Source organism: Methylobacterium sp. E-016 (genome assembly GCF_022829745.1).
Classification (GTDB): Bacteria; Pseudomonadota; Alphaproteobacteria; order Rhizobiales; family Beijerinckiaceae; genus Methylobacterium.
Genome location: NZ_JAKSYF010000115.1, coordinates 39,233 through 57,800, shown reverse-complemented (window position 1 = coordinate 57,800; position 18,568 = coordinate 39,233). Strand labels below are relative to the sequence as shown.

The 18,568-nt window shown below is 70.1% G+C and carries 19 protein-coding genes; 13 read left to right on the top strand and 6 right to left on the bottom strand.

Features of this window, described 5'->3' with window-relative positions:
• Positions 1-9: 9 nt before the first annotated feature.
• The 10 genes from dapB to MKK68_RS14600 all read left to right on the top strand — a co-directional run bounded on the left by dapB (position 10) and on the right by MKK68_RS14600 (position 9,575).
• Positions 10-807, top strand: a complete 798-nt coding sequence (gene dapB / locus MKK68_RS14645) for a 4-hydroxy-tetrahydrodipicolinate reductase (RefSeq protein ID WP_147841221.1) — start codon at positions 10-12, stop codon at positions 805-807.
• 121 nt (positions 808-928) lie between these two features.
• A complete protein-coding gene (locus tag MKK68_RS14640) occupies positions 929-1,564 on the top strand; it encodes a 2,3-bisphosphoglycerate-dependent phosphoglycerate mutase (protein WP_147725019.1) in 636 nt (211 codons plus the stop codon).
• A 10-nt stretch (positions 1,565-1,574) separates the two neighbouring features.
• Positions 1,575-2,222, top strand: coding sequence for an alpha-ketoglutarate-dependent dioxygenase AlkB (locus MKK68_RS14635; RefSeq protein WP_147841220.1), 648 nt, complete (start codon positions 1,575-1,577; stop codon positions 2,220-2,222).
• A 183-nt stretch (positions 2,223-2,405) separates the two neighbouring features.
• On the top strand, positions 2,406-3,365 hold the full coding sequence (locus MKK68_RS14630; RefSeq protein ID WP_147725023.1) for a hypothetical protein: 960 nt from the start codon (positions 2,406-2,408) through the stop codon (positions 3,363-3,365).
• Positions 3,366-3,475: 110 nt separating this feature from the next.
• Positions 3,476-4,618: a YihY/virulence factor BrkB family protein gene (locus MKK68_RS14625; RefSeq protein ID WP_244030880.1), complete on the top strand. Its 1,143-nt coding sequence runs from the start codon at positions 3,476-3,478 to the stop codon at positions 4,616-4,618.
• 41 nt (positions 4,619-4,659) lie between these two features.
• Complete coding sequence (locus MKK68_RS14620) at positions 4,660-4,956, top strand: nucleotidyltransferase family protein (RefSeq protein ID WP_244030879.1); 297 nt, start codon at positions 4,660-4,662, stop codon at positions 4,954-4,956.
• Complete coding sequence (locus MKK68_RS14615; protein ID WP_244030878.1) at positions 4,937-5,302, top strand: DUF86 domain-containing protein; 366 nt, start codon at positions 4,937-4,939, stop codon at positions 5,300-5,302. The genes MKK68_RS14620 and MKK68_RS14615 overlap by 20 nt, the downstream gene beginning before the upstream one ends.
• A gap of 37 nt (positions 5,303-5,339) precedes the next feature.
• Positions 5,340-8,405, top strand: a complete 3,066-nt coding sequence (gene polA, locus MKK68_RS14610; protein WP_244030877.1) for a DNA polymerase I — start codon at positions 5,340-5,342, stop codon at positions 8,403-8,405.
• Between the two features lie 220 nt (positions 8,406-8,625).
• Positions 8,626-9,372 carry a rhodanese-like domain-containing protein gene (locus tag MKK68_RS14605; protein ID WP_244030876.1) on the top strand — a complete coding sequence of 249 codons (747 nt, stop codon included), beginning with the start codon at positions 8,626-8,628 and terminating at the stop codon, positions 9,370-9,372.
• Positions 9,369-9,575 (top strand): SlyX family protein, encoded by a 207-nt coding sequence (locus MKK68_RS14600; RefSeq protein ID WP_147725031.1) that lies wholly within the window; start codon positions 9,369-9,371, stop codon positions 9,573-9,575. The genes MKK68_RS14605 and MKK68_RS14600 overlap by 4 nt, the downstream gene beginning before the upstream one ends.
• A gap of 67 nt (positions 9,576-9,642) precedes the next feature.
• Here MKK68_RS14600 and MKK68_RS14595 read toward each other — a convergent pair whose 3' ends face one another.
• Together MKK68_RS14595 and MKK68_RS14590 are read right to left on the bottom strand one after the other, a co-directional pair.
• Positions 9,643-11,076, bottom strand: a complete 1,434-nt coding sequence (locus MKK68_RS14595; protein ID WP_243951166.1) for an NAD-dependent succinate-semialdehyde dehydrogenase — start codon at positions 11,074-11,076, stop codon at positions 9,643-9,645.
• A 117-nt stretch (positions 11,077-11,193) separates the two neighbouring features.
• Positions 11,194-11,985 carry a class II glutamine amidotransferase gene (locus MKK68_RS14590; protein ID WP_147858564.1) on the bottom strand — a complete coding sequence of 264 codons (792 nt, stop codon included), beginning with the start codon at positions 11,983-11,985 and terminating at the stop codon, positions 11,194-11,196.
• A gap of 339 nt (positions 11,986-12,324) precedes the next feature.
• Here MKK68_RS14590 and MKK68_RS14585 point away from each other — a divergent pair, with 339 nt between their 5' ends.
• Positions 12,325-12,717, top strand: a complete 393-nt coding sequence (locus MKK68_RS14585; RefSeq protein ID WP_147725038.1) for a response regulator — start codon at positions 12,325-12,327, stop codon at positions 12,715-12,717.
• Between the two features lie 138 nt (positions 12,718-12,855).
• Here the strand turns inward: MKK68_RS14585 and rpsU are convergent, their stop codons facing one another.
• Positions 12,856-13,176, bottom strand: a complete 321-nt coding sequence (gene rpsU, locus MKK68_RS14580) for a 30S ribosomal protein S21 (RefSeq protein WP_244030874.1) — start codon at positions 13,174-13,176, stop codon at positions 12,856-12,858.
• A gap of 403 nt (positions 13,177-13,579) precedes the next feature.
• Between rpsU and MKK68_RS14575 the strand changes: the two genes are divergently transcribed.
• Both MKK68_RS14575 and MKK68_RS14570 read left to right on the top strand, forming a co-directional pair.
• Positions 13,580-14,623 carry a threonine aldolase family protein gene (locus MKK68_RS14575; protein ID WP_244030873.1) on the top strand — a complete coding sequence of 348 codons (1,044 nt, stop codon included), beginning with the start codon at positions 13,580-13,582 and terminating at the stop codon, positions 14,621-14,623.
• Positions 14,624-14,845: 222 nt separating this feature from the next.
• Complete coding sequence (locus tag MKK68_RS14570) at positions 14,846-16,318, top strand: SulP family inorganic anion transporter (protein WP_244030872.1); 1,473 nt, start codon at positions 14,846-14,848, stop codon at positions 16,316-16,318.
• 15 nt (positions 16,319-16,333) lie between these two features.
• On the opposite strand, the gene lysA is transcribed toward MKK68_RS14570, so the two are convergent.
• The 3 genes from lysA to MKK68_RS14555 form a co-directional block, all read right to left on the bottom strand.
• Entirely contained in the window at positions 16,334-17,602 is a 1,269-nt protein-coding gene (gene lysA / locus MKK68_RS14565) for a diaminopimelate decarboxylase (protein WP_244030870.1), read from the bottom strand.
• 133 nt (positions 17,603-17,735) lie between these two features.
• Positions 17,736-18,095 (bottom strand): LPS translocon maturation chaperone LptM, encoded by a 360-nt coding sequence (gene lptM / locus MKK68_RS14560; RefSeq protein WP_244030867.1) that lies wholly within the window; start codon positions 18,093-18,095, stop codon positions 17,736-17,738.
• Between the two features lie 132 nt (positions 18,096-18,227).
• Positions 18,228-18,494, bottom strand: coding sequence for a 3',5'-cyclic-nucleotide phosphodiesterase (locus tag MKK68_RS14555; protein ID WP_147729929.1), 267 nt, complete (start codon positions 18,492-18,494; stop codon positions 18,228-18,230).
• Between the last annotated feature and the right edge of the window lie 74 nt (positions 18,495-18,568).

Below are 18,568 nucleotides of genomic sequence, written 5' to 3'. Positions count from 1 at the left end.
GCGAAGACGATGCGGCTGGTGGTGGTGGGCGCCGACGGGCGCATGGGGCGGATGCTGATCCGCGCGGTGGCGGAAGCCGAGGGCTGCACGCTCTCGGCCGCGATCGAGCGCGAAGGCTCGGACGCGATCGGCCACGATGCCGGGACGCTCGCCGGCCTCCACCCGCTCGGCGTGCCCGTCACCGACGACCCGCTGACGGCGTTCGCGGCCAGCGACGGCGTGCTCGATTTCACCGTCCCGGCGGCGACGGTGCAGTTCGCCGAGCTCGCGGCGCAGGCCCGCATCGTCCACGTGGTCGGCACCACCGGCCTGTCGGAGGACGACCTCGCCAAGCTCCGGGCCGCCGCCTACCACGCCCGCATCGTGCGCTCCGGCAACATGTCGCTCGGGGTCAACCTGCTCGCCGCCCTGGTGCAGCGGGTCGCCGCCGCCCTGGGGCCGGAATTCGACATCGAGATCGCCGAGATGCACCACCGCATGAAGGTGGACGCGCCCTCCGGCACCGCCCTGCTGCTCGGGGAGGCCGCCGCGGCAGGCCGCGGCGTCGACCTCGCCGACGTCCGCGTCTCGACCCGGGACGGCCATACCGGCGCGCGCCGGGCCGGCGACATCGGCTTCGCGACGCTGCGCGGCGGCAGCGTCGTCGGCGATCATTCGGTGATGTTCGCCGGCGCCGGCGAGCGCATCACCCTCTCGCACCACGCCGAAGATCGCAGCCTGTTCGCGGCCGGAGCGGTGAAGGCGGCGCTCTGGGCGCATCCGAAGCCGCCGGGCCTCTACAGCATGACAGACGTGCTCGGCCTGTAAGGCTACGCTCGACCACGGACGGGCGCGGGTGGTCGGCCCGCGCTTGGGGCCTTGGCCCGGCTCTGGTAGGAGCCGCAGCGACCTGCCCGATCGGGCGCCTCCCCAGAAAGACCGGACCCCGATGGACCGCTTGCTCGTCCTCGCTCGCCACGGCCAGAGCGAGTGGAACCTCAAGAACCTCTTCACCGGCTGGCGCAACCCGGACCTCACCGAGCGCGGCGTCGACGAGGCGCACAAGGCCGGGCGCTGGCTGAAGAGCGAGGGCTACGGCTTCGACGTGGCGTTCACCTCGAACCTCGGGCGGGCGCAGCGGACCTGCAAGCTGATGCTCGGCGAGATGGGCCTGTCCGAGATCGAGACGATCCGCTCGGAGGCGTTGAACGAGCGCGATTACGGCGACCTGTCCGGCCTCAACAAGGAAGACGCCAAGGCGCGCTGGGGGGCCGAGCAGGTGCACCAGTGGCGCCGCTCCTACGATATCCCGCCGCCCGGCGGCGAGAGCCTGAAGGACACCGCGGCCCGGGTGCTGCCCTACTATATCGAGACGATCCTGCCCCGCGTGATGGCCGGCGACCGGGTGCTCGTGGCCGCCCACGGCAACTCGCTCCGCGCCCTGGTGATGGTGCTCGACCGGCTCAACACCACGACCATCGCCGGCCTGGAGATCGCCACCGGCGTGCCGCTCGTCTACCGCCTCAAGGCCGACACCACCGTCGCCTCGAAGACGGTGCTGGAACGCGACATCGACGACGCGTGACGCGCAGCGCGTGGCGGTCGAACTCGCGCCGGGCCTGATCCACCATCCCGGCTGGCTCGATGCGGCCGCCCGGCGGCGCCTCTCCGACGAGATCGCGACCGTGCTGGCGGCCGCGCCGCCGTTCACGCCGCGGATGCCGCGCACGGGAAAACCGTTCTCGGTGCGGATGTCGAATGCCGGCCCGCTCGGCTGGGTCTCGGACGTCGCCGGATACCGCTATCAGCCGGATCATCCCGAGACCGGCGACCCCTGGCCGGCGATGCCCGCGACCGCACGCGCCGCCTGGGACGCGCTCGCCGATCATCCCCGCCCGCCCGAGGCCTGCCTGATCAACCTCTACGCACCGGGCGCCCGCATGGGCCTGCACCAGGACCGCGACGAGGAAGACCTGACGGCCCCGGTCGTGTCCCTGTCGCTGGGCGCGGCGGCGGTGTTCCGCTACGGCGGCCCGAAGCGCTCCGACCCGACCCGCTCGATCCGCCTGACGGCCGGCGACGCCCTCGTGATCGGCGGCCCCTCCCGCCTCATCCACCACGGCGTCGACCGCATCGTCGCGGGCGGCGACCTGCTGTCGGTGGCGGAAGACCCGGACCCGCCATTCCTGCCCCCGGGCGGCCGCTGCAACCTGACCCTGCGGCGGGTGACGAGGGCGCCTTGAACGCGAAGGGCCCTGGTTGATGCGGACTCATGGAGACAGGCGCCTGGTTCGAAGTTCGCTCCAAGGCCCGCAGGTCCGGCATCCGGGCAGACGCGTGAACGCGTCCGCTTGACAGGACCCGGCCGCGGGCCGACGCATCGCATCCGGTCCGGCGCCATTCCGGATTGTGGAGATCCTGGTTCGATGCGCCTGCGCCCCCGTCTGTCCGCCCTCGCGCTGCTTGCCCTGGTGCTCGGCTTCGATGCGGGGCCGGCGTCGGCCGCCGAGCCGATCTATCCCGCGGGCTCGCGCTTCGGGTTCGAGCCGCCCTCCGACATGTCGCCCTCGCGCCGCTTCTCCGGCTTCGAGCGCAAGGAGGGCGGGGCGACGCTCTCGGTGGTCGAGCTGCCGGCGACCGCCTTCGCCGACCTCGTGCAGACCTTCACCGACGCCAACCTGAAGAACCAGGGCTTCGCCGTCGAGACCCGCGAGCCGGTGAAGATCGGCGAGGCCGACGGCATGCTGTTCACCGGCTCGCAGCCGGGCGAACCGGGCAGCGCCACGCCGACGGTCCGCAAGTGGCTGCTGCTCGTCGGCGATCCGACCGTCACCGGCCTGATCATCGGGCAGGCGCTGCCCGATGCCGAGACCGAGAAGACCATGCGCAGCCTCGTCACCGGCGTGACGATCCGGCCGGCGCTGACGCTGGCGCAGCAGGTCGACGCGCTGCCCTTCCGCATCGCCGATCCGGCGGGGTTCCGCCCGCTGCGCGTGCTCGCCGGCAACTCGGTGCTGCTGACGCAGGGGCCGAAGGACCAGATGAGCAACCTCGAGCAGCCGATCCTGGTTCTGGCTCAGGCGGTGCAGCAGCCGCCGACGGCCGAGCAGCGCGACGGCTTCGCCAAGGCCGCGCTGTACTCCAACCAGACCATGAAGGATTTCGTGATCGAGCGCTCGCAGAGCTACCGCTCGAACGGAACCGATTGGCACGAGATCGTGGCGCGCGCCACCGACATGCCGACGAACACGCCGGTCGTCGTCTCCCAGACGATCCGCTTCGCGCCGGACGGCTATCTCCGCGCCCTCGGGGTGGTGCGCGAGGACCAGCGCGAGGGCACGCTCGCCAAATTTCGCGAGGTCGTGGACAGTGTTCAGGTGAAATAGCATGGGGCAGCCTGAGAATTCGCCCGTCGTCTGAGGAAACCACCCCTTGCGACCACCGGTTGTCGTCGCGACGCGCCGTCTCGTAGACGGCCATCGCGACGGGACCATTGATGACCGACCGAAACCATAGCGCAGACGGACTGGACGAGCGCCATTCCGCCGTGTGGACGCTGGCGCTCGCCGCCACCCTCGTCGGCATCGCCGCGCTACCGTATCGGCGCGGCGGAGACCGGCCCGCGCCGGCCCCGGACGGTCCCCGCGCGCCCTCGCCCTCGCATTCTGGCGGCGACGCCCGGGCGGTGGCGCAAACCGAGTCGGACCGCGGCCGGCAGGCGAGCACCCCCTTCGAGATACCCAAAAGCGGCTGGAAGGATGTCGGGCTGCGCGTGTTCCGCGACCTGAAGGAGAATCGCCTGGTCTCGGTCGCGGCCGGCGTCACCTTCTACGTGCTGCTCGCGATCTTCCCGGCCGTGGCGGCGCTGGTGTCCTGCTACGGCCTCTTCGCCGACGTCGCCACGATCAACGACCACCTCGCCAGCCTCCAGGGGGTGATGCCCTCCGGCGCGATCGACATCGTCGGCGAGCAGGTCAAGCGCATCGCGGCCAAGGGCGACACGACCCTCGGCGTCACATTCTTCACCGGCATCCTGCTCTCGGTCTGGAGCGCCAATGGCGGCATGAAGGCGGTCTTCGACGCGCTCAACATCGTCTACGAGGAGCGCGAGACGCGAAACTTCGTCTGGCTGAACCTGCGGTCCCTCGCCTTCACCGCGGGCGCGCTGCTGTTCATCATCCTGGCGCTTGGGGCGATCGTGGTGTTGCCGGTGGTGTTCAACACGGTCGGCCTGTCGGCGGACGCGTGGTACCTGGCGCTGCTGCGCTGGCCCGCCCTGTTCGTCGCCGTCCTCGGCGGCCTCGCCCTGCTCTACCGCTACGGCCCCTGCCGCGACGCGCCGCGCTGGCGCTGGGTGACGTGGGGCAGCGCGATCGCCGCCTTCGCCTGGCTCGCCGGCTCCCTCGGCTTCTCGTGGTACGTGGCGAACTTCGGCAAGTACAACGACACCTACGGCTCGCTCGGCGCCGTGATCGGGTTCATGACCTGGATCTGGATCTCGACGGTGATCGTGCTGCTCGGCGCGGAGGTGAATGCCGAGATGGAGCACCAGACCGTCCACGACACCACGGTCGGGGCGCCGCAGCCGCTCGGCACGCGGCGGGCGAAGATGGCGGATACGGTGGGGGCTGCGACCTGAGGCGCGTTCCGCGGAGGTCGGATCCGCGGTAGGGTCGGTCCATGGATCGCGACGCCGCCATCAATATCCTGCGTGCGCATGAGCCGGAGCTGCAACGCCTCGGCGTGCGGCATGCTGCGGTGTTCGGCTCGGTCGCGCGGGGTGAGAACCATGCAGGCAGCGACCTCGACGTGATGATCGAGATCGACGCGCGGGCGGTACGAGATGCCTTCAACTACGTCGGGATTTGCCGAGCCATCGGGAGCCTGTTCCCGGTCCCCGTCGACGTCGCCAATCGCGAGACGTTGAAGCCGCACATTCTCTCGCGCGCCGAGCGGGATGCCGTCCGTGCTTTCTGAGCGTAAATCGGACGCCTGCGTCGATATCGTCGCCAACGTTCAGGCTGCCCGCGACTTCATCGACGGCATGCCCTACGAGGCCTTCGCCGCCGATCTGCGGACGAATTACGCGGTGATCCGCTGCATCGAGATCGTGTCCGAGGCGAGCCGACGCCTCGGAGCGGCATTCAAAGCCCGGCATCCGCACATCCCCTGGCAGGACGTCGCAGATACGGGCAACTTCTATCGCCACGCCTATCATCGTGTCGCGCTGGACATCGTATGGAGGACCGTCCACGAGCCGCTGATGGAGATCGCTGTGGTCTGCCGCGCCGAGCTCGAGGCGCATCAGGATCCGGCTGCGTGATCCTCTGTTCTCCCGTTCGCCGAGATGTCCGCGCACCATGACCGACGAGACGCTTCCTTCCCCCGTCGGCCCCGGCGATCAGGTGATCCTGGTGGACGGCTCGTCGTTCATCTTCCGGGCCTACTTCCAGGCGATAAACCAGCCGGAAAAATTCAACTTTCGGCCCTCGGACGGGCTGCCGACCGGTGCGGTGCGGCTATTCTGCACCAAGATCGCGCAGTTCGTTCAGGAGGGCGCGGCCGGCATCTGCCCGACCCATCTCGGCATCGTCTTCGACAAGTCGGAGGGCTCGTTCCGCAAGGAGCTCTACTCCGACTATAAGGGCCACCGCCCCGACGCGCCGGACGACCTGAAGCGGCAGATGCCGCTGATGCGCGACGCGGTGCGCGCCTTCGGCCTGCATGCGATCGAGATGGAGCGCTACGAGGCCGACGACCTGATCGCCACCTATGCCCGGCAGGCCGAGGCGCGGGGCGCCGGCGTCATCATCGTGTCGTCCGACAAGGACCTGATGCAGCTCGTCGGGCCCCTGGTTCGGTTCTACGATTTCGAATCCGGCTCCAAGGGCAAGCCGGGCCACCGCCCCGAGCGCAACCTCGACGAGGCGGCGATCGTCGCGAAGTGGGAAGGCCTGCAGCCCAATCAGATCGGCGACGCGCTGGCGCTGATCGGCGACACCTCCGACAACGTGCCCGGCGTGCCCGGCATCGGTTTGAAGACCGCGGCGGCCTTGATCAAGGAATACGGCAGCCTCGAGCAGCTCCTGGAGCGGGCGGGCGAGATCAAGCAGCCCAAGCGCCGCGAGATGCTGCTCGCCGGCATCGAGCAGGCGCGGCTCTCGCGCCGGCTCGTGGCCCTGGTCGAGGACGTCGACGTGCCGGTGGCGCTCGACGACCTGCGCCTGCCCAAGCCCGACCCGGAAAAGCTCGTCGGCTTTCTCAAGGCGATGGAGTTCAACACGCTGACCCGGCGCATCGCCACGATGCTGCATGTCGACCCGGAAGCGGTGAAGCCCGATTCGCGCCTGCTCCCGGGCCATGTCCCGGGCGACGACGCTCCCTTCTCCGACGCCGCAGCCGCGGCCGGGGATGGCGTTGAGATCGACCCCTTCGCCGATCTCGGCCTGCCGGACGCGGCGCCCAAAGCCCGCGGCCCGTCCGATCCGACGCCGTCGAACCTCGTCGCGGTGCGCGCGGCGGAGGCGAGCAAGCCGTTCGACACCAGCGCCTACGAGACGATCCTCTCGCTCGAGCATCTCGATGCCTGGATCGCCGAAGCGCACGAGGTCGGCGTGATCGCAGTCGACACCGAGACCGACTCGCTCGATGCGCACCACGCCAATCTCGTCGGCGTGTCGCTCTGCGTCGCGCCGGGGCGCGCCGCCTACATCCCCCTCGCCCATGTCCGCGCGGTCGAGGCCGCGCCGAACGCCGACGACCTGTTCGGCGGCGGGGCGACGGCGTCCGATCTCGTGGAGCCGCTGCCTTCGCAGATCGACCGCGACGCCGCGCTCAGTCGGCTGAGGCCGCTGCTCGAGAGCCCGAGCGTGCTCAAGGTGGCGCAGAACCTGAAATACGATTGGCTCGTGTTCCAGCGCTACGGCATCACCGTGGCGCCGTGCGACGACACCATGCTGATCTCCTACGTGCTCGATGCCGGCAAGGGCGGGCACGGCATGGACGAACTCGCCAAGCGCCATCTCGGCCACCAGCCGATCACCTTCTCGGACGTGGCCGGCACCGGCAAGGCCAAGGTCACCTTCGACCGGGTGCCGCTCGACAGGGCCACCGCCTACGCGGCCGAGGATGCCGACGTGACGCTGCGGCTGTGGCGGATGATGAAGCCCCGCCTCGTCGCCGAGCGGCGGCTCGCCGTCTACGAGACCCTGGAACGGCCCCTGATCGCGGTGATCGCCCGGATGGAGCAGCACGGCATCCGCGTCGACCGCAACATGCTCTCGCGGCTGTCCGGCGACTTCTCGCAGATCCTGGCGCGTCTCGAGGAGGAGATCCAGGAGGATGCCGGCGAGCGCTTCCAGGTTTCCTCGCCGAAGCAGATCGGCGACATCCTGTTCGGCAAGATGGGCCTGCCCGGCGCCAAGAAGACGCCGTCCGGCCAATGGGCGACGCCAGCGACCCTGCTCGAGGAGCTGGCCCAGGCCGGGCACGACCTTCCGAAGAAGATCCTCAACTGGCGCCAGCTCGCCAAGCTGAAGTCGACCTACACCGACTCGCTGCAGGAGCACGCCGACCGCGACACCAACCGGGTCCACACCTCGTTCTCGCTCGCCGCCACCACCACCGGGCGGCTGTCCTCGTCGGACCCGAACCTGCAGAACATCCCGATCCGCACCGAGGAGGGCCGCCGCATCCGCCGCGCCTTCGTCGCCGACCCCGGCAACCGCCTGATCTCGGCCGACTACAGCCAGATCGAGCTGCGCCTGCTCGCCCACATGGCCGACATCCCGCAGCTGCGGCAGGCCTTCGCCGACGGCATCGACATCCATGCAGCGACCGCGAGCGCCATGTTCGGCGTGCCGCTCTCCGAGATGACGCCGGACCTGCGGCGGCGGGCCAAGACCATCAACTTCGGCATCATCTACGGCATCTCGGCCTTCGGGCTCGCCGACCGCCTCGGCATCGGCCGCGAGGAGGCGAGCCTGTTCATCAAGCAGTATTTCGAGCGCTTCCCGGGCATCCGCGACTACATCGACACCACCAAGCGCGCCTGCCGCGACAAGGGCTACGTCACGACCCTGTTCGGCCGCGTCTGCCACTACCCGCAGATCCGCTCCAACAACCCGTCCGAGCGCGCCAGCGTCGAGCGCCAGGCGATCAACGCTCCGATCCAGGGCACCGCCGCCGACATCATCCGCCGGGCGATGACACGGATGGAGGCGGCGCTCACCGCCGAGCGCCTGAACGTCCGCATGCTGCTGCAGGTGCACGACGAGCTGGTGTTCGAGACGAACGAGGCCGAGGTGGATCGCGCGATCCCGGTGATCAAGCGCATCATGGAAGAGGCCCCGGCTCCGGCGCTCACCCTCCACGTGCCGCTGGTGGTCGAGGCGCGGGCAGCGGAGAACTGGGAGGAGGCGCATTGAGCGGGTGCTCACCCGGTCGTCAAGTGATCGAGCTTCAGACCTCCGTCAAACCACCGCATCCTGAGGCGTCGAAGCCCAGCGGAGGCCTCCAGGTCGCACCGAGGGTTCTGGAGGCCTCCTTCGAGGCCCGCTGACGCGGGCACCTCAGGATGAGTCGAGGACGGGAATGGCGAACCGCGTGTGAATTCCCCGGATAGCTAGGCCCTGCTAAACCCGCGCCATGCCCCAAACCGTCGCCACCCTCTACCAGTTCGTCCCCCTCCCGGATGCCGCAACGCTCGCGCCGGTGATCGAGGGCTTGTGCCAAGACCTCGGCCTGACCGGCACGCTCCTGCTGGCGCACGAAGGCATCAACGGCACGGTGGCGGGCTCGGCCGAGGCGATCGCGGTGTTCCTCGCCGCCCTGAACGGACCCGACCTGTTCGGCGGACGCCTCGATCGGCTCGAATGCAAGCTGTCGACGGCCGAGGCGCCACCGTTCGCGCGGATGAAGGTGAAGCGCAAGCCGGAGATCGTGACCTTCGACGGCGGCGCCACCGACCCGGCCGACGGGGTCGGGACCTACGTCGCGCCCGAGGACTGGAACTCGCTGCTCGACCGGCCAGGGGTGGTGGCGGTCGACACCCGCAACCGGTTCGAGGTGGCGCTCGGCACGTTCGCGGGCGCGGTCGATCCGGGGCTGTCGCGCTTCGGCGAGTTTCGCGCGTTCGCGGAGACGCTCGATCCCGGTGCGGAATTGGCGCTGTTCTGCACCGGCGGCATCCGCTGCGAGAAGGCCGGCGCCTACCTCAAGGCGCGCGGGTTCGCGCACGTCCACCTGCTCCAGGGCGGCATCCTGAAATACCTCGAGACCGTGCCGGAGGCCGAGAGCCGCTGGACCGGCGACTGCTTCGTCTTCGACGGCCGCATCGCGCTGGGGCCGGCGCTGGCCGAGCGGCCCGACCATCCGCCGGAGGCCCTGCGATGAGCGAGTCCGCCCGCATCGACCATCTCGAGATGCGCCTCACCGAGCAGGACGCGACCATCGACGACCTCAACCGCACCGTCACCGAGCAGTGGCGGCTGATCGACCGGCTGCGGCGGCAGGTGGAATCGCTGATCGAGCGCGTCGAGGAGGCGGGCGCTCGCACGGCTGCCGGCGGCGCCGAGCCCCCACCGCCGCATTATTGAGGGCATCAGCGCGCCCTTCCCTCCCCCGCAGGGGGGAGAGAAGACGCGGTGAACCTGCCTTTGAGGCCTAGAAATTCGCCTGTGTGACGAACTTGGTGGCGAGGTAGCCGTCCAGCGCTTCGGAGCCGCCCTCGCTGCCATAGCCGGATTCCTTCACCCCGCCGAAGGGCGTCTCCGGCAGGGCGATGCCGTGGTGGTTGATCGAGACCATGCCGCTCTCGACCATGCTCGACACCCGCGTCGCCCGCTCCGACGAGCGGGTGTAGGCGTAGGCCGCCAAGCCGTAGGGCAGGCGGTTGGCCTCCGCGTAGGCTTCCGCGTCGTCGGAGAAGCGCTGGATCGCCGCGACGGGGCCGAACGGCTCCTCGTTCATGATCCGGGACGTCAGCGGCAGGTCGGTCAGCACCGTCGGCTCGAAGAAGTTGCCGCGATTGCCGATGCGCTTGCCGCCGGTGCGCAGCGTGGCGCCCTGCGCGTTGGCATCGGCGACCAGCGCTTCCATCGCCTCCAGGCGCCGCCCGTGGATCAGGGGCCCCATCTTCGTCTCGGGATCGAGGCCGTCGCCGACCTTCAGGTTGGAGGCGAGGTCGGTGAAGCCGTCGACGAAGCGGTCGAACACCGAATCGTGGACGAGAAAGCGGGTCGGCGCGACGCAGACCTGGCCGGCGTTGCGGAACTTGTTGGCGCCGAGAACCGCCACCGCCTTCTCGACGTCGGCATCGCCGAAGACGATCGCCGGCGCGTGGCCGCCGAGCTCCATCGTCGCCCGCTTCATGTGCTGGCCGGCCAGGGCCGCGAGCTGCTTGCCGACCACGGTCGAGCCGGTGAACGAGATCTTCCGGATCACCGGATGCGGGATCAGGTACGACGAGATCGTCGCCGGATCGCCGTAGACCAGCGCGAGGCAATCGCCTGGCACGCCAGCATCGAGGTAGGCGCGCACCAGCTCGGCGCAGCTCGCCGGCGTGTCCTCGGGTCCCTTGAGGATCACCGGGTTGCCGGTGCAGAGCGCGGCGGCGATCTTGCGGACGGCCTGGTTGATCGGGAAGTTCCACGGGGTGAAGCAGGCCACCGGCCCGACCGGCTCGCGCACTACGAACTGCAGCACCCCGTCGCCGCGGGGCGGGATCACCCGGCCGTAGGCGCGCTTGCCTTCCTCGGCGAACCAGTCGGTGACGTCTGCCGCGGCCATCGTCTCGATGCGCGCCTCGGCGAGGGGCTTGCCCTGCTCCAGCGTCATGATCCGGGCGATGGCGTCGGCGCGCTCCCGCAGCAGGTCGGCGGCCCGGCGCAGCACCTTGCCGCGATCGAAGGCCGAGACCTTGCGCCACTGCGCGAAGCCGCGCGCGGCGGCCTCGAGCGCCCGGTCGAGGTCGTCCCGGGTGGCGACGGCGCATCGCCCGATCGTCTCGCCGGTGGCGGGGTTGAGCACCGGCAGCGTCTCGCCGCCCGAGCCGGCGACCCAGGCGCCGGCGATGTGAAGCGTCACGTCCGGATACATGTCGGCCCTGCGATCCCTGCCCGGCCGGCCGCGATGGGCCGGCGATCGAGGCAATGTCGCGCTCGACGCCGCCGGGGGCAAGGCGCCGGCGAGAACGAACCGGCCGGGATGTCCGGCTCAGGCGGCGATGCTGCGCTTGACCGGCTCCGGGCCCTTCACCGTGACGGGGCCGCCGCGGCGCGCGCGCAGCGTGCCGCCCTTCGGCACGACCTGCCAGCCGTCCTTGGCGCCGTCGATCGGCTCGGAGACCACGACCAGGCCGGCCTCGGTCTGGCGATAGTACAGGCTCGGGGGTCGCGCGTCGCAGGCCCACCGATAGGCGATGAGCTCGTCGCCATCGGTCAGCAGCGCGGTGAAGCGCAGCGGCTCGGTGATGCCGGCCGCCTTCATCAGGTCGCGCACGGTGGCCAAGGTCTCGGCCATGGCGCCGATCGGGTCCTCGGCAAGGCCGTTGGAGAGGGCGAGCAGGAAAAGGGCCTCGGAGTCGGTGCTGCCGCGACGCCCGTCGTACAGGGCGTCCGGGATCAGCGCCTCGAGGCGTCGCTTGATCCGCAGGTATCCGCCGATCTGACCGTTGTGCATGAACAGGTGCCGGCCGTTCACGAAGGGGTGGCAGTTGGTCCGCGCGGTCGCCGTCCCGGTGGAGGCGCGCACGTGCGCGAAGAAGGTCCGGGCGCGGACCTGCCCGCACAGGTTGACGAGGTTCTCGTCCGACCAGGCGGGCGAGATGTCGCGATAGACGCCCGGCTCCGGTCGTTCGCCGTACCAGCCGAGGCCGAAGCCGTCGCCGTTGGTCTCGGTCTTCCCCTGCTCGGCGTGCAACGATTGATGCACGAGCGAGTGCGTCGGCGCGCAGACGAGGTCCGACAGGAAAACCGGCTCACCGCTATAGGCCAGGAAGCGGCACATGGTTGGGGCCAACCTCTTGCTGATCGCGCTGGCGCGAACCTCACCCAGTCTGCCCTCGGGCAAGCCCGGTGCCGCGCCGTCGCCGAACCGTAACATTTCGTTGTCGATGATGAACAGGTAGCTAACGCACTGCAGCATGCACGGAGTTTGTGCGCTCCTGAACGGATCCTCGCTAAACCGGTCGCAACGCAGGCATGCGCTTGAGACGAATTCGGACTCTTGTTACCCGGCTTCGGACGGCGCAGCATGGCTCATCCGGGAATCAGCGCCCCACGCATGAGGTCGCGTCGCCGGTCAGGCATCGAACCCGCATCCGCAACATCTCGTGAAGGAGGTCCCATGGACCGCGCCCCCTCCCCCTGTCCGGTCGCCCTCGTCGTCGAGGACGATGCCGCGGTCCGCAACCTCGCCGCCGCCGTGCTCGAGGAGACCGACCTCGGGGTGATCGCCTGCGACAGCGCGGAGGCCGCGATCTCGATCCTGGAGCGCGACGACGTCACCGTCGCGCTGCTCTTCGCCGACATCCGCCTGCCGGGCGCCATGGATGGGCTCGCGCTCGCCCGCACCGTCGAGCGCCGCTGGCCGGACGTGCGGGTGGTGGTGACCTCGGGCTACGATGCCGGCGGCGATGCGAGGATGCCGGCGCAGGCGGTGTTCATGCAGAAGCCGTGGCGCGCCCTCGACGTGCTGGTCCAGGCCGAGCATGCGACGGAAGCCGCCCGCGCCGCCTGAGCGCGTTCCGGTCCGATACGAGGACGGCGCACGCGGCGTCGTCCGAGATCCTTTCACGAATGAAAAAAGCCCGGACCGCAAGGGCGGCCGGGCCTTTTTCGAGGATCGCGATCGACGGGCCTCGCGGCCCGGATCGTCTTACTCGGCGGCGGGAGCCGCCGGAGCGCCGCCGGCCGGAGCGGACGGGGTCATCGACGGGAAGCCGGGACGACGGGGGGCGCCGGCGCCGAAACGGGGCTTCGGCTTCGGAGCAGCGATCAGGCCCTCGCGGATCGCGGTCTTGCGAGCCTGCTTGCGGGCGCGACGGACCGCCTCGGCCTTCTCGCGCGCCTTGCGCACGGACGGCTTCTCGTAGGCCTTGCGCTGCTTCATCTCGCGGAAGATGCCTTCGCGCTGCATCTTCTTCTTGAGGACGCGGAGCGCCTGATCGACGTTGTTATCGCGAACGAGTACCTGCAACGGAGTGGATCCTCTAGAACCGGTTTGAACGTGGCATTCGGTCGGCGCGGTCAGCGTGACGCCCGCGAGCGTTGCGGGAAACCGACAGCGCCCCGGACCCGGGGATCGCCCGGGCGGGACGCGGTTCGGACCGTCTCGATTCGGCACCAAATCTGCACCTTGGGCAGGCTCTTACACCAAGCGCCCGCGAGTTCCAACCGGATTGGCGACACGACGTCGATCGGCGTGCGGTGTGACCGCGCGGACGCAGGAGGAAGGCCGTCGTCCGCCCGCACAGGGCATGCCGGGCGCAGCAATCCGGCCCGGCTCCTGCAATGCTGTCCTAAGTCGGGTATGACATCCCAGGCCGGACTCGTCCCGGCAGGGCTGGCGAAGGGACGCTCATGACGGGTGAGAGACAGCAATGACCGACGACGCTCAGCAATTCGCCAGCGACAACTATTCCGGCATCTGCCCGGAAGCCTGGGCGGCGATGGCGGCCGCCAATGCCGGGCATGCGCCGGCCTACGGCGAGGATGCCTGGACGGCACGCGCGGCGAACGCCTTCCGCACCCTGTTCGAGAGCCACTGCGAGGTGTTCTTCGCCTTCAACGGCACGGCCGCCAACGCGCTGGCGCTGGCCGCGCTCTGCCGCTCCTACCACAGCGTGATCTGTGCCGACGCCGCCCACGTGGAGACCGACGAGTGCGGCGCGCCGGAGTTCTTCTCGAACGGCTCGAAGCTGCTCACGGTCCGCACCGAGAGCGGCAAGCTGACCCCGGACGCGATCCGGGCGCTCGCCACAAACCGCAAGGACATCCACTTCCCGAAGGTCCGCGTGGTGACGGTGACGCAGCCGACCGAGACGGGGCAGGTCTACACCCTCGCCGAGTTGCGGGCGATCTCGGCGACCTGCCGCGACCTCGGCCTGTCGCTGCACATGGACGGGGCCCGCTTCGCCAACGCCTGCGCCCATCTCGGATGCAGCGCGGCGGACATGACGTGGCGGTCGGGCGTCGACGTGCTCTGCTTCGGCGGCACCAAGAACGGCATGCATGCCGGCGAGGCGGTGGTGTTCTTCGACGCCGCACTAGCTGAGGATTTCGGCTATCGTTGCAAGCAGGCGGGGCAGCTCGCCTCGAAGATGCGCTTCCTCTCGGCCCCCTGGGTCGGGATGCTGGAGAGCGGGGCGTGGCTGAGCAACGCCGCGCACGGCAACGCCTGCGCACAGGACTTCGCGGCGGCGGTCGCGGACATGCCTGGCATCGCGCCGATGTTCCCGGTCCAGGCCAACGCCGTGTTCCTGGCGATGCCGGCGGACACGATGGAACGCCTGCGCGGCAGGGGCTGGCGCTTCTACACCTTCATCGGTGGTGGAGCCCGGTTCATGTTCGCCTGGGACGCGAAGCGTGAGCGCGTCGCCGAGCTGGTCGCAGATCTGCGCGCCGTCGCTGCGGCACCGGCATGAGCGGGCGGCGGGTTGCGTGGCCGGGTGCCGCTGTCTAACAGGGTCTCATGGTTCCGGCAGACGTTCGCCCGTCATCGATGACGCCGCCGTAGCGCGCGCGAAGCCCCGCGGTCCCCGTTTCCACGGGGCATCGTGCTTGGGCCGCCGAACCGTCTCCCGTCGAACCCCCGTCTCTCAAGAGCCCGTACGCCGCCTTCCGCGGGCGCGGGCCGGATCCTTTGCATGACCTTTCAAGCCTTGCGGGCCGAATGGGCCCCGCACGTGCCGCGCGAGCTCCTCGCCGGCACCGTCGTCGCGCTCGCGCTCATTCCGGAGGCGATCGCCTTCTCGCTCATCGCCGGCGTCGATCCGCAGGTCGGGCTCTACGCCTCGTTCTGCATCGCGGTGACCACCGCGATCGTCGGCGGACGGCCGGCGATGATCTCGGCCGCCACCGGCGCCACGGCCCTGGTGATGGCGGGGCTGGTGCGCGAGCACGGCCTGCAATACCTGCTGGCCGCCTCGATCCTCGCCGGCCTGATCCAGATCGGCGCCGGCCTGCTGCGGCTCGGCGACCTGATGCGCTTCGTCTCGCGCTCGGTGATCACCGGCTTCGTCAATGCCCTCGCGATCCTGATCTTCCTCGCTCAGATGCCCGAGCTGATCGGGCGCGGTCCGACCGTCTACGCGATGGTCGCGATCGGGCTGGCGATCATCTACGGCCTTCCGCGCCTCACCAGGGCGGTGCCCTCCCCGCTCGTCTGCATCGTCGTCCTGACGATCGCCGCGATCGCGTTGGCGCTGCCGATCCGCACGGTCGGCGACATGGGCGCGCTGCCGAGCAGCCTGCCCTCGTTCCTGCCGCCGCAGGTCCCGCTGAGCTTCGAGACCTTGCGGATCATCCTGCCCTACGCCGCCACGGTCGCCATGGTCGGCCTGCTCGAATCGCTGATGACGGCGGCGATCGTCGACGAGATGACCGATACCGGCAGCGACAAGAGCCGGGAATGCCTCGGCCAGGGCGCCGCCAACATCGTCTCGGGCCTCTTCGGCGGCATGGCCGGCTGCGCGATGATCGGGCAGACGGTGATCAACGTCACCTCCGGCGCCCGCGGTCGCCTGTCGTGCCTGTGGGCGGGCTGCTTCCTGCTGTTCCTGATCGTCGCGCTCGGCGCCTACGTCCGGCAGATCCCGATGGCGGCGCTGGTCGCGGTGATGATCTTCGTCTCGATCCAGACCTTCTCCTGGCGCTCGATCCGCGATCTCGCCCGGTACCCGGGCTCGTCCAGCGTGGTGATGCTCGCCACCGTCGCGGTGGTGGTCGCAACCCACGACCTCGCCCGCGGCGTCCTCGTCGGCGTGCTGCTGTCGGGCGTGTTCTTCGCGCGCAAGGTCGCCCGCGTCTTCCGCGTCGAGAGCCGCCGGGAGGGCGTGGTCCGCACCTACGTCGTCACCGGGCAGCTGTTCTTCGCGACGGCCGAGGCATTCCACGGCGCGTTCGATTTCCGCGACGACGCCGAGCGGATCGTGCTCGACCTTTCGGCGGCGCATTTCTGGGACATCACGGCGATCAATGCCCTCGACCGGGTGGTGCTGAAGTTCCGCCATCACGGCCGGGCGGTCGAGATCGTCGGCCTCAACCGCGCGAGCGCGACCCTGGTCGAACGTCTCGGCACCCACGACAAGCCCGGTGCGATGGCAGCACCGGGACACTGACGCGACGGCCGGCGCTCAGGCGAGCCAGTCGGGCATCCGGTCGAGCCCGATCAGCGCGTCGTAGCTCTGGCGCGGGCGCACGATCGCCGCCTGCGAACCGCTGACCAGCACCTCGGGCACGAGGCGGCGGGTGTTGTAGGTGCCGGCCTGGACCGCTCCGTAGGCGCCCGCCGTCATCACCGCGATCAGGTCGCCGGCGACGACCCGCGGCATCTCGCGCTGCAGGGCGAGATAGTCGCCGGTCTCGCAGACCGGTCCGACCACGTCCGCCGTCACGCGCGGCGCGTCGGCGGCCGGAGCCTCCACCGGGCGGAGGGCGTGATAGGCCTCGTAGAGGGTCGGTCGGATCAGGTCGTTCATCGCGGCATCCACGATGACGAAGGTGCGGCCCTCGCTTTCCTTCACGTAGACCACGCGGGTGACCAGGATGCCGGCATTGCCCGCGATCATCCGGCCGATCTCGAAGACCGGCCGCAGGCCGAGTGGGGCGAAATGCGGGCGGATCGTCGCGGCGAGCGCCGCCGGGTCCGGCGGGGCTGCGTTGTCGTCGCGATAGGGGATGCCGAGGCCGCCGCCGAAATCGATGTGGCGGATCGGATGGCCCTCGGCGATCAACCGGCCGGCCAGCCCGGCGAGCAGCCGCGCCGCATTCTCGAACGGCGCGAGATCGGTGATCTGGCTGCCGATATGCATGTCGACGCCGTGGATCGCGAGGCCCGGAAGGGTCGCCGCCAGGGCGTAGACGGCGGGCGCGCGCGTGATCGGGATGCCGAACTTGTTCTCGTACTTGCCCGTCGAGATCTTGGCGTGGCCGCCCGCGTCGATGTCGGGATTGACCCGGATCGAGACCGGCGCCTCGATCCCGAGGCTGGTCGCCACCTCGGAGAGCGCCAGCAGCTCGGGCTCGCTCTCGACGTTGAAGCAGTAGATCCCGGCCTTCAGCGCCGCCGCCATCTCGTCGCGGGTCTTGCCGACGCCGGAGAACACGATCTTCTGCGCGTCGACCCCGGCCCGAAGCGCGCGGAGCAGCTCGCCCTCGGAGACGATGTCCATGCCGGCACCCCGCCGGGCGAGCGTCGCCAGCACGGCCTGGTTGGAATTCGCCTTCATGGCGAAGCAGACCAGTGCGTCGTCACCCGAGAACGCCTCGGCGAAGACGTGGAAGTGCCGCTCCAGGGTGGCGGTGCTGTAGCAGTAGAACGGCGTCCCGACCCGCTCGGCCAGGGCCGTCAGGTCGACGTCCTCGGCGTGCAGGCGTCCATCGCGATCCTGGAAATGGTGCATCGTTCAGCCGTGTCCGGGAAGCGTCGAGATCCGCCGTTCGGCTCGAGATCCCGTCCGCGGGGAAGCCTCCCCCGGGGCGGGAGAGCAGGGTGGAAGACGAGGGCGCCGTGCGATCCGGCGCGGGAGCGGCGCGCTACAGCAGCGGATCGAGGATGAAGGGATCCTTCGGGATGCGATAGCCGCGCTTGGCCCCGCGGCCGGTCTCGACCGGCGCCTCCGTGCCGGAGGCCGGGGCGAGCGCGGAGGGCGGCAGCTCGTCGCCGTCGCGGACCGCGGACGGATCGGGCTCCGGCGTGCCGCCGCCGAGGCCGGTGCTCAGCGGAAGGGTCCGGGGTCCGGCCGTCGCTGTGGGGGTGCCTTGGGCTGCACTCCGTTGCGGCGTCGTCGCCGAGGCGCCCGGCGGCTCGAGGGCTCCGCGGCGGCCGCACCCTGCCAGCGCGAGCGCGGCGAGGCCTGTGGCGAGGGTCAACGTCAGGACGCGGGTGGGCGGCATCGCGGAGGGTCCGGCGGGCACTTCTGGGGCGGTCCTCCCGAGGGAGGATCGCACCTTAGCCGTTGCCGGAACGCGAGGCGAGCGTTCGCGCGCCACAGCCTCGCTCCGAACCGGCTCGGTCGAGCGGGCGGTTCAGCCCTTCTTGTCGCCGTTGGTCGCCTCGTAGGCGTCGATCGCCCGGCGGCAATTCTCGGACAGCGACTTCCAGTTCTTCTCGAAGCAGGCATCGAGCTTCGGGTCCTCGGGGGCGAGGTTGCCGCAATAGTTTAGGTAATCGCCGGTGCAGTACTTCTTCAGGGTCTCGTTGCCGCGCTTGGTCTCGGGCGCCGCCGAGGCCGGCGCGGAGAACGACACGGCCAGGCCGAGCGCGAGGGCGAGGGACATGAGCTTCAAGGCCATGGGGCGTCGTTCCATCTGTCGGATCGAGAGGGGGGATGGCGGTGCGATGATGCCATCGCGTGGTGGAAACAAGG

Bases quoted from the DNA above. Each gene is read 5' to 3' on its own strand.
- MKK68_RS14590 (WP_147858564.1), bottom strand. From the start codon at position 11,985: ATGTGCCGCTTCCTGGCCTATAGCGGTGAGCCGGTTTTCCTGTCGGAC.
- polA (WP_244030877.1), top strand. From the start codon at position 5,340: ATGACCGACGAGACGCTTCCTTCCCCCGTCGGCCCCGGCGATCAGGTG.
- MKK68_RS14575 (WP_244030873.1), top strand. From the start codon at position 13,580: ATGACCGACGACGCTCAGCAATTCGCCAGCGACAACTATTCCGGCATC.
- MKK68_RS14595 (WP_243951166.1), bottom strand. From the start codon at position 11,076: ATGTATCCGGACGTGACGCTTCACATCGCCGGCGCCTGGGTCGCCGGC.
- MKK68_RS14630 (WP_147725023.1), top strand. From the start codon at position 2,406: ATGCGCCTGCGCCCCCGTCTGTCCGCCCTCGCGCTGCTTGCCCTGGTG.
- MKK68_RS14640 (WP_147725019.1), top strand. From the start codon at position 929: ATGGACCGCTTGCTCGTCCTCGCTCGCCACGGCCAGAGCGAGTGGAAC.
- MKK68_RS14555 (WP_147729929.1), bottom strand. From the start codon at position 18,494: ATGGCCTTGAAGCTCATGTCCCTCGCCCTCGCGCTCGGCCTGGCCGTG.
- MKK68_RS14625 (WP_244030880.1), top strand. From the start codon at position 3,476: ATGACCGACCGAAACCATAGCGCAGACGGACTGGACGAGCGCCATTCC.
- dapB (WP_147841221.1), top strand. From the start codon at position 10: ATGCGGCTGGTGGTGGTGGGCGCCGACGGGCGCATGGGGCGGATGCTG.
- MKK68_RS14620 (WP_244030879.1), top strand. From the start codon at position 4,660: ATGGATCGCGACGCCGCCATCAATATCCTGCGTGCGCATGAGCCGGAG.
- MKK68_RS14605 (WP_244030876.1), top strand. From the start codon at position 8,626: ATGCCCCAAACCGTCGCCACCCTCTACCAGTTCGTCCCCCTCCCGGAT.
- MKK68_RS14585 (WP_147725038.1), top strand. From the start codon at position 12,325: ATGGACCGCGCCCCCTCCCCCTGTCCGGTCGCCCTCGTCGTCGAGGAC.
- lptM (WP_244030867.1), bottom strand. From the start codon at position 18,095: ATGCCGCCCACCCGCGTCCTGACGTTGACCCTCGCCACAGGCCTCGCC.
- MKK68_RS14615 (WP_244030878.1), top strand. From the start codon at position 4,937: ATGCCGTCCGTGCTTTCTGAGCGTAAATCGGACGCCTGCGTCGATATC.
- lysA (WP_244030870.1), bottom strand. From the start codon at position 17,602: ATGCACCATTTCCAGGATCGCGATGGACGCCTGCACGCCGAGGACGTC.
- MKK68_RS14600 (WP_147725031.1), top strand. From the start codon at position 9,369: ATGAGCGAGTCCGCCCGCATCGACCATCTCGAGATGCGCCTCACCGAG.
- MKK68_RS14570 (WP_244030872.1), top strand. From the start codon at position 14,846: ATGACCTTTCAAGCCTTGCGGGCCGAATGGGCCCCGCACGTGCCGCGC.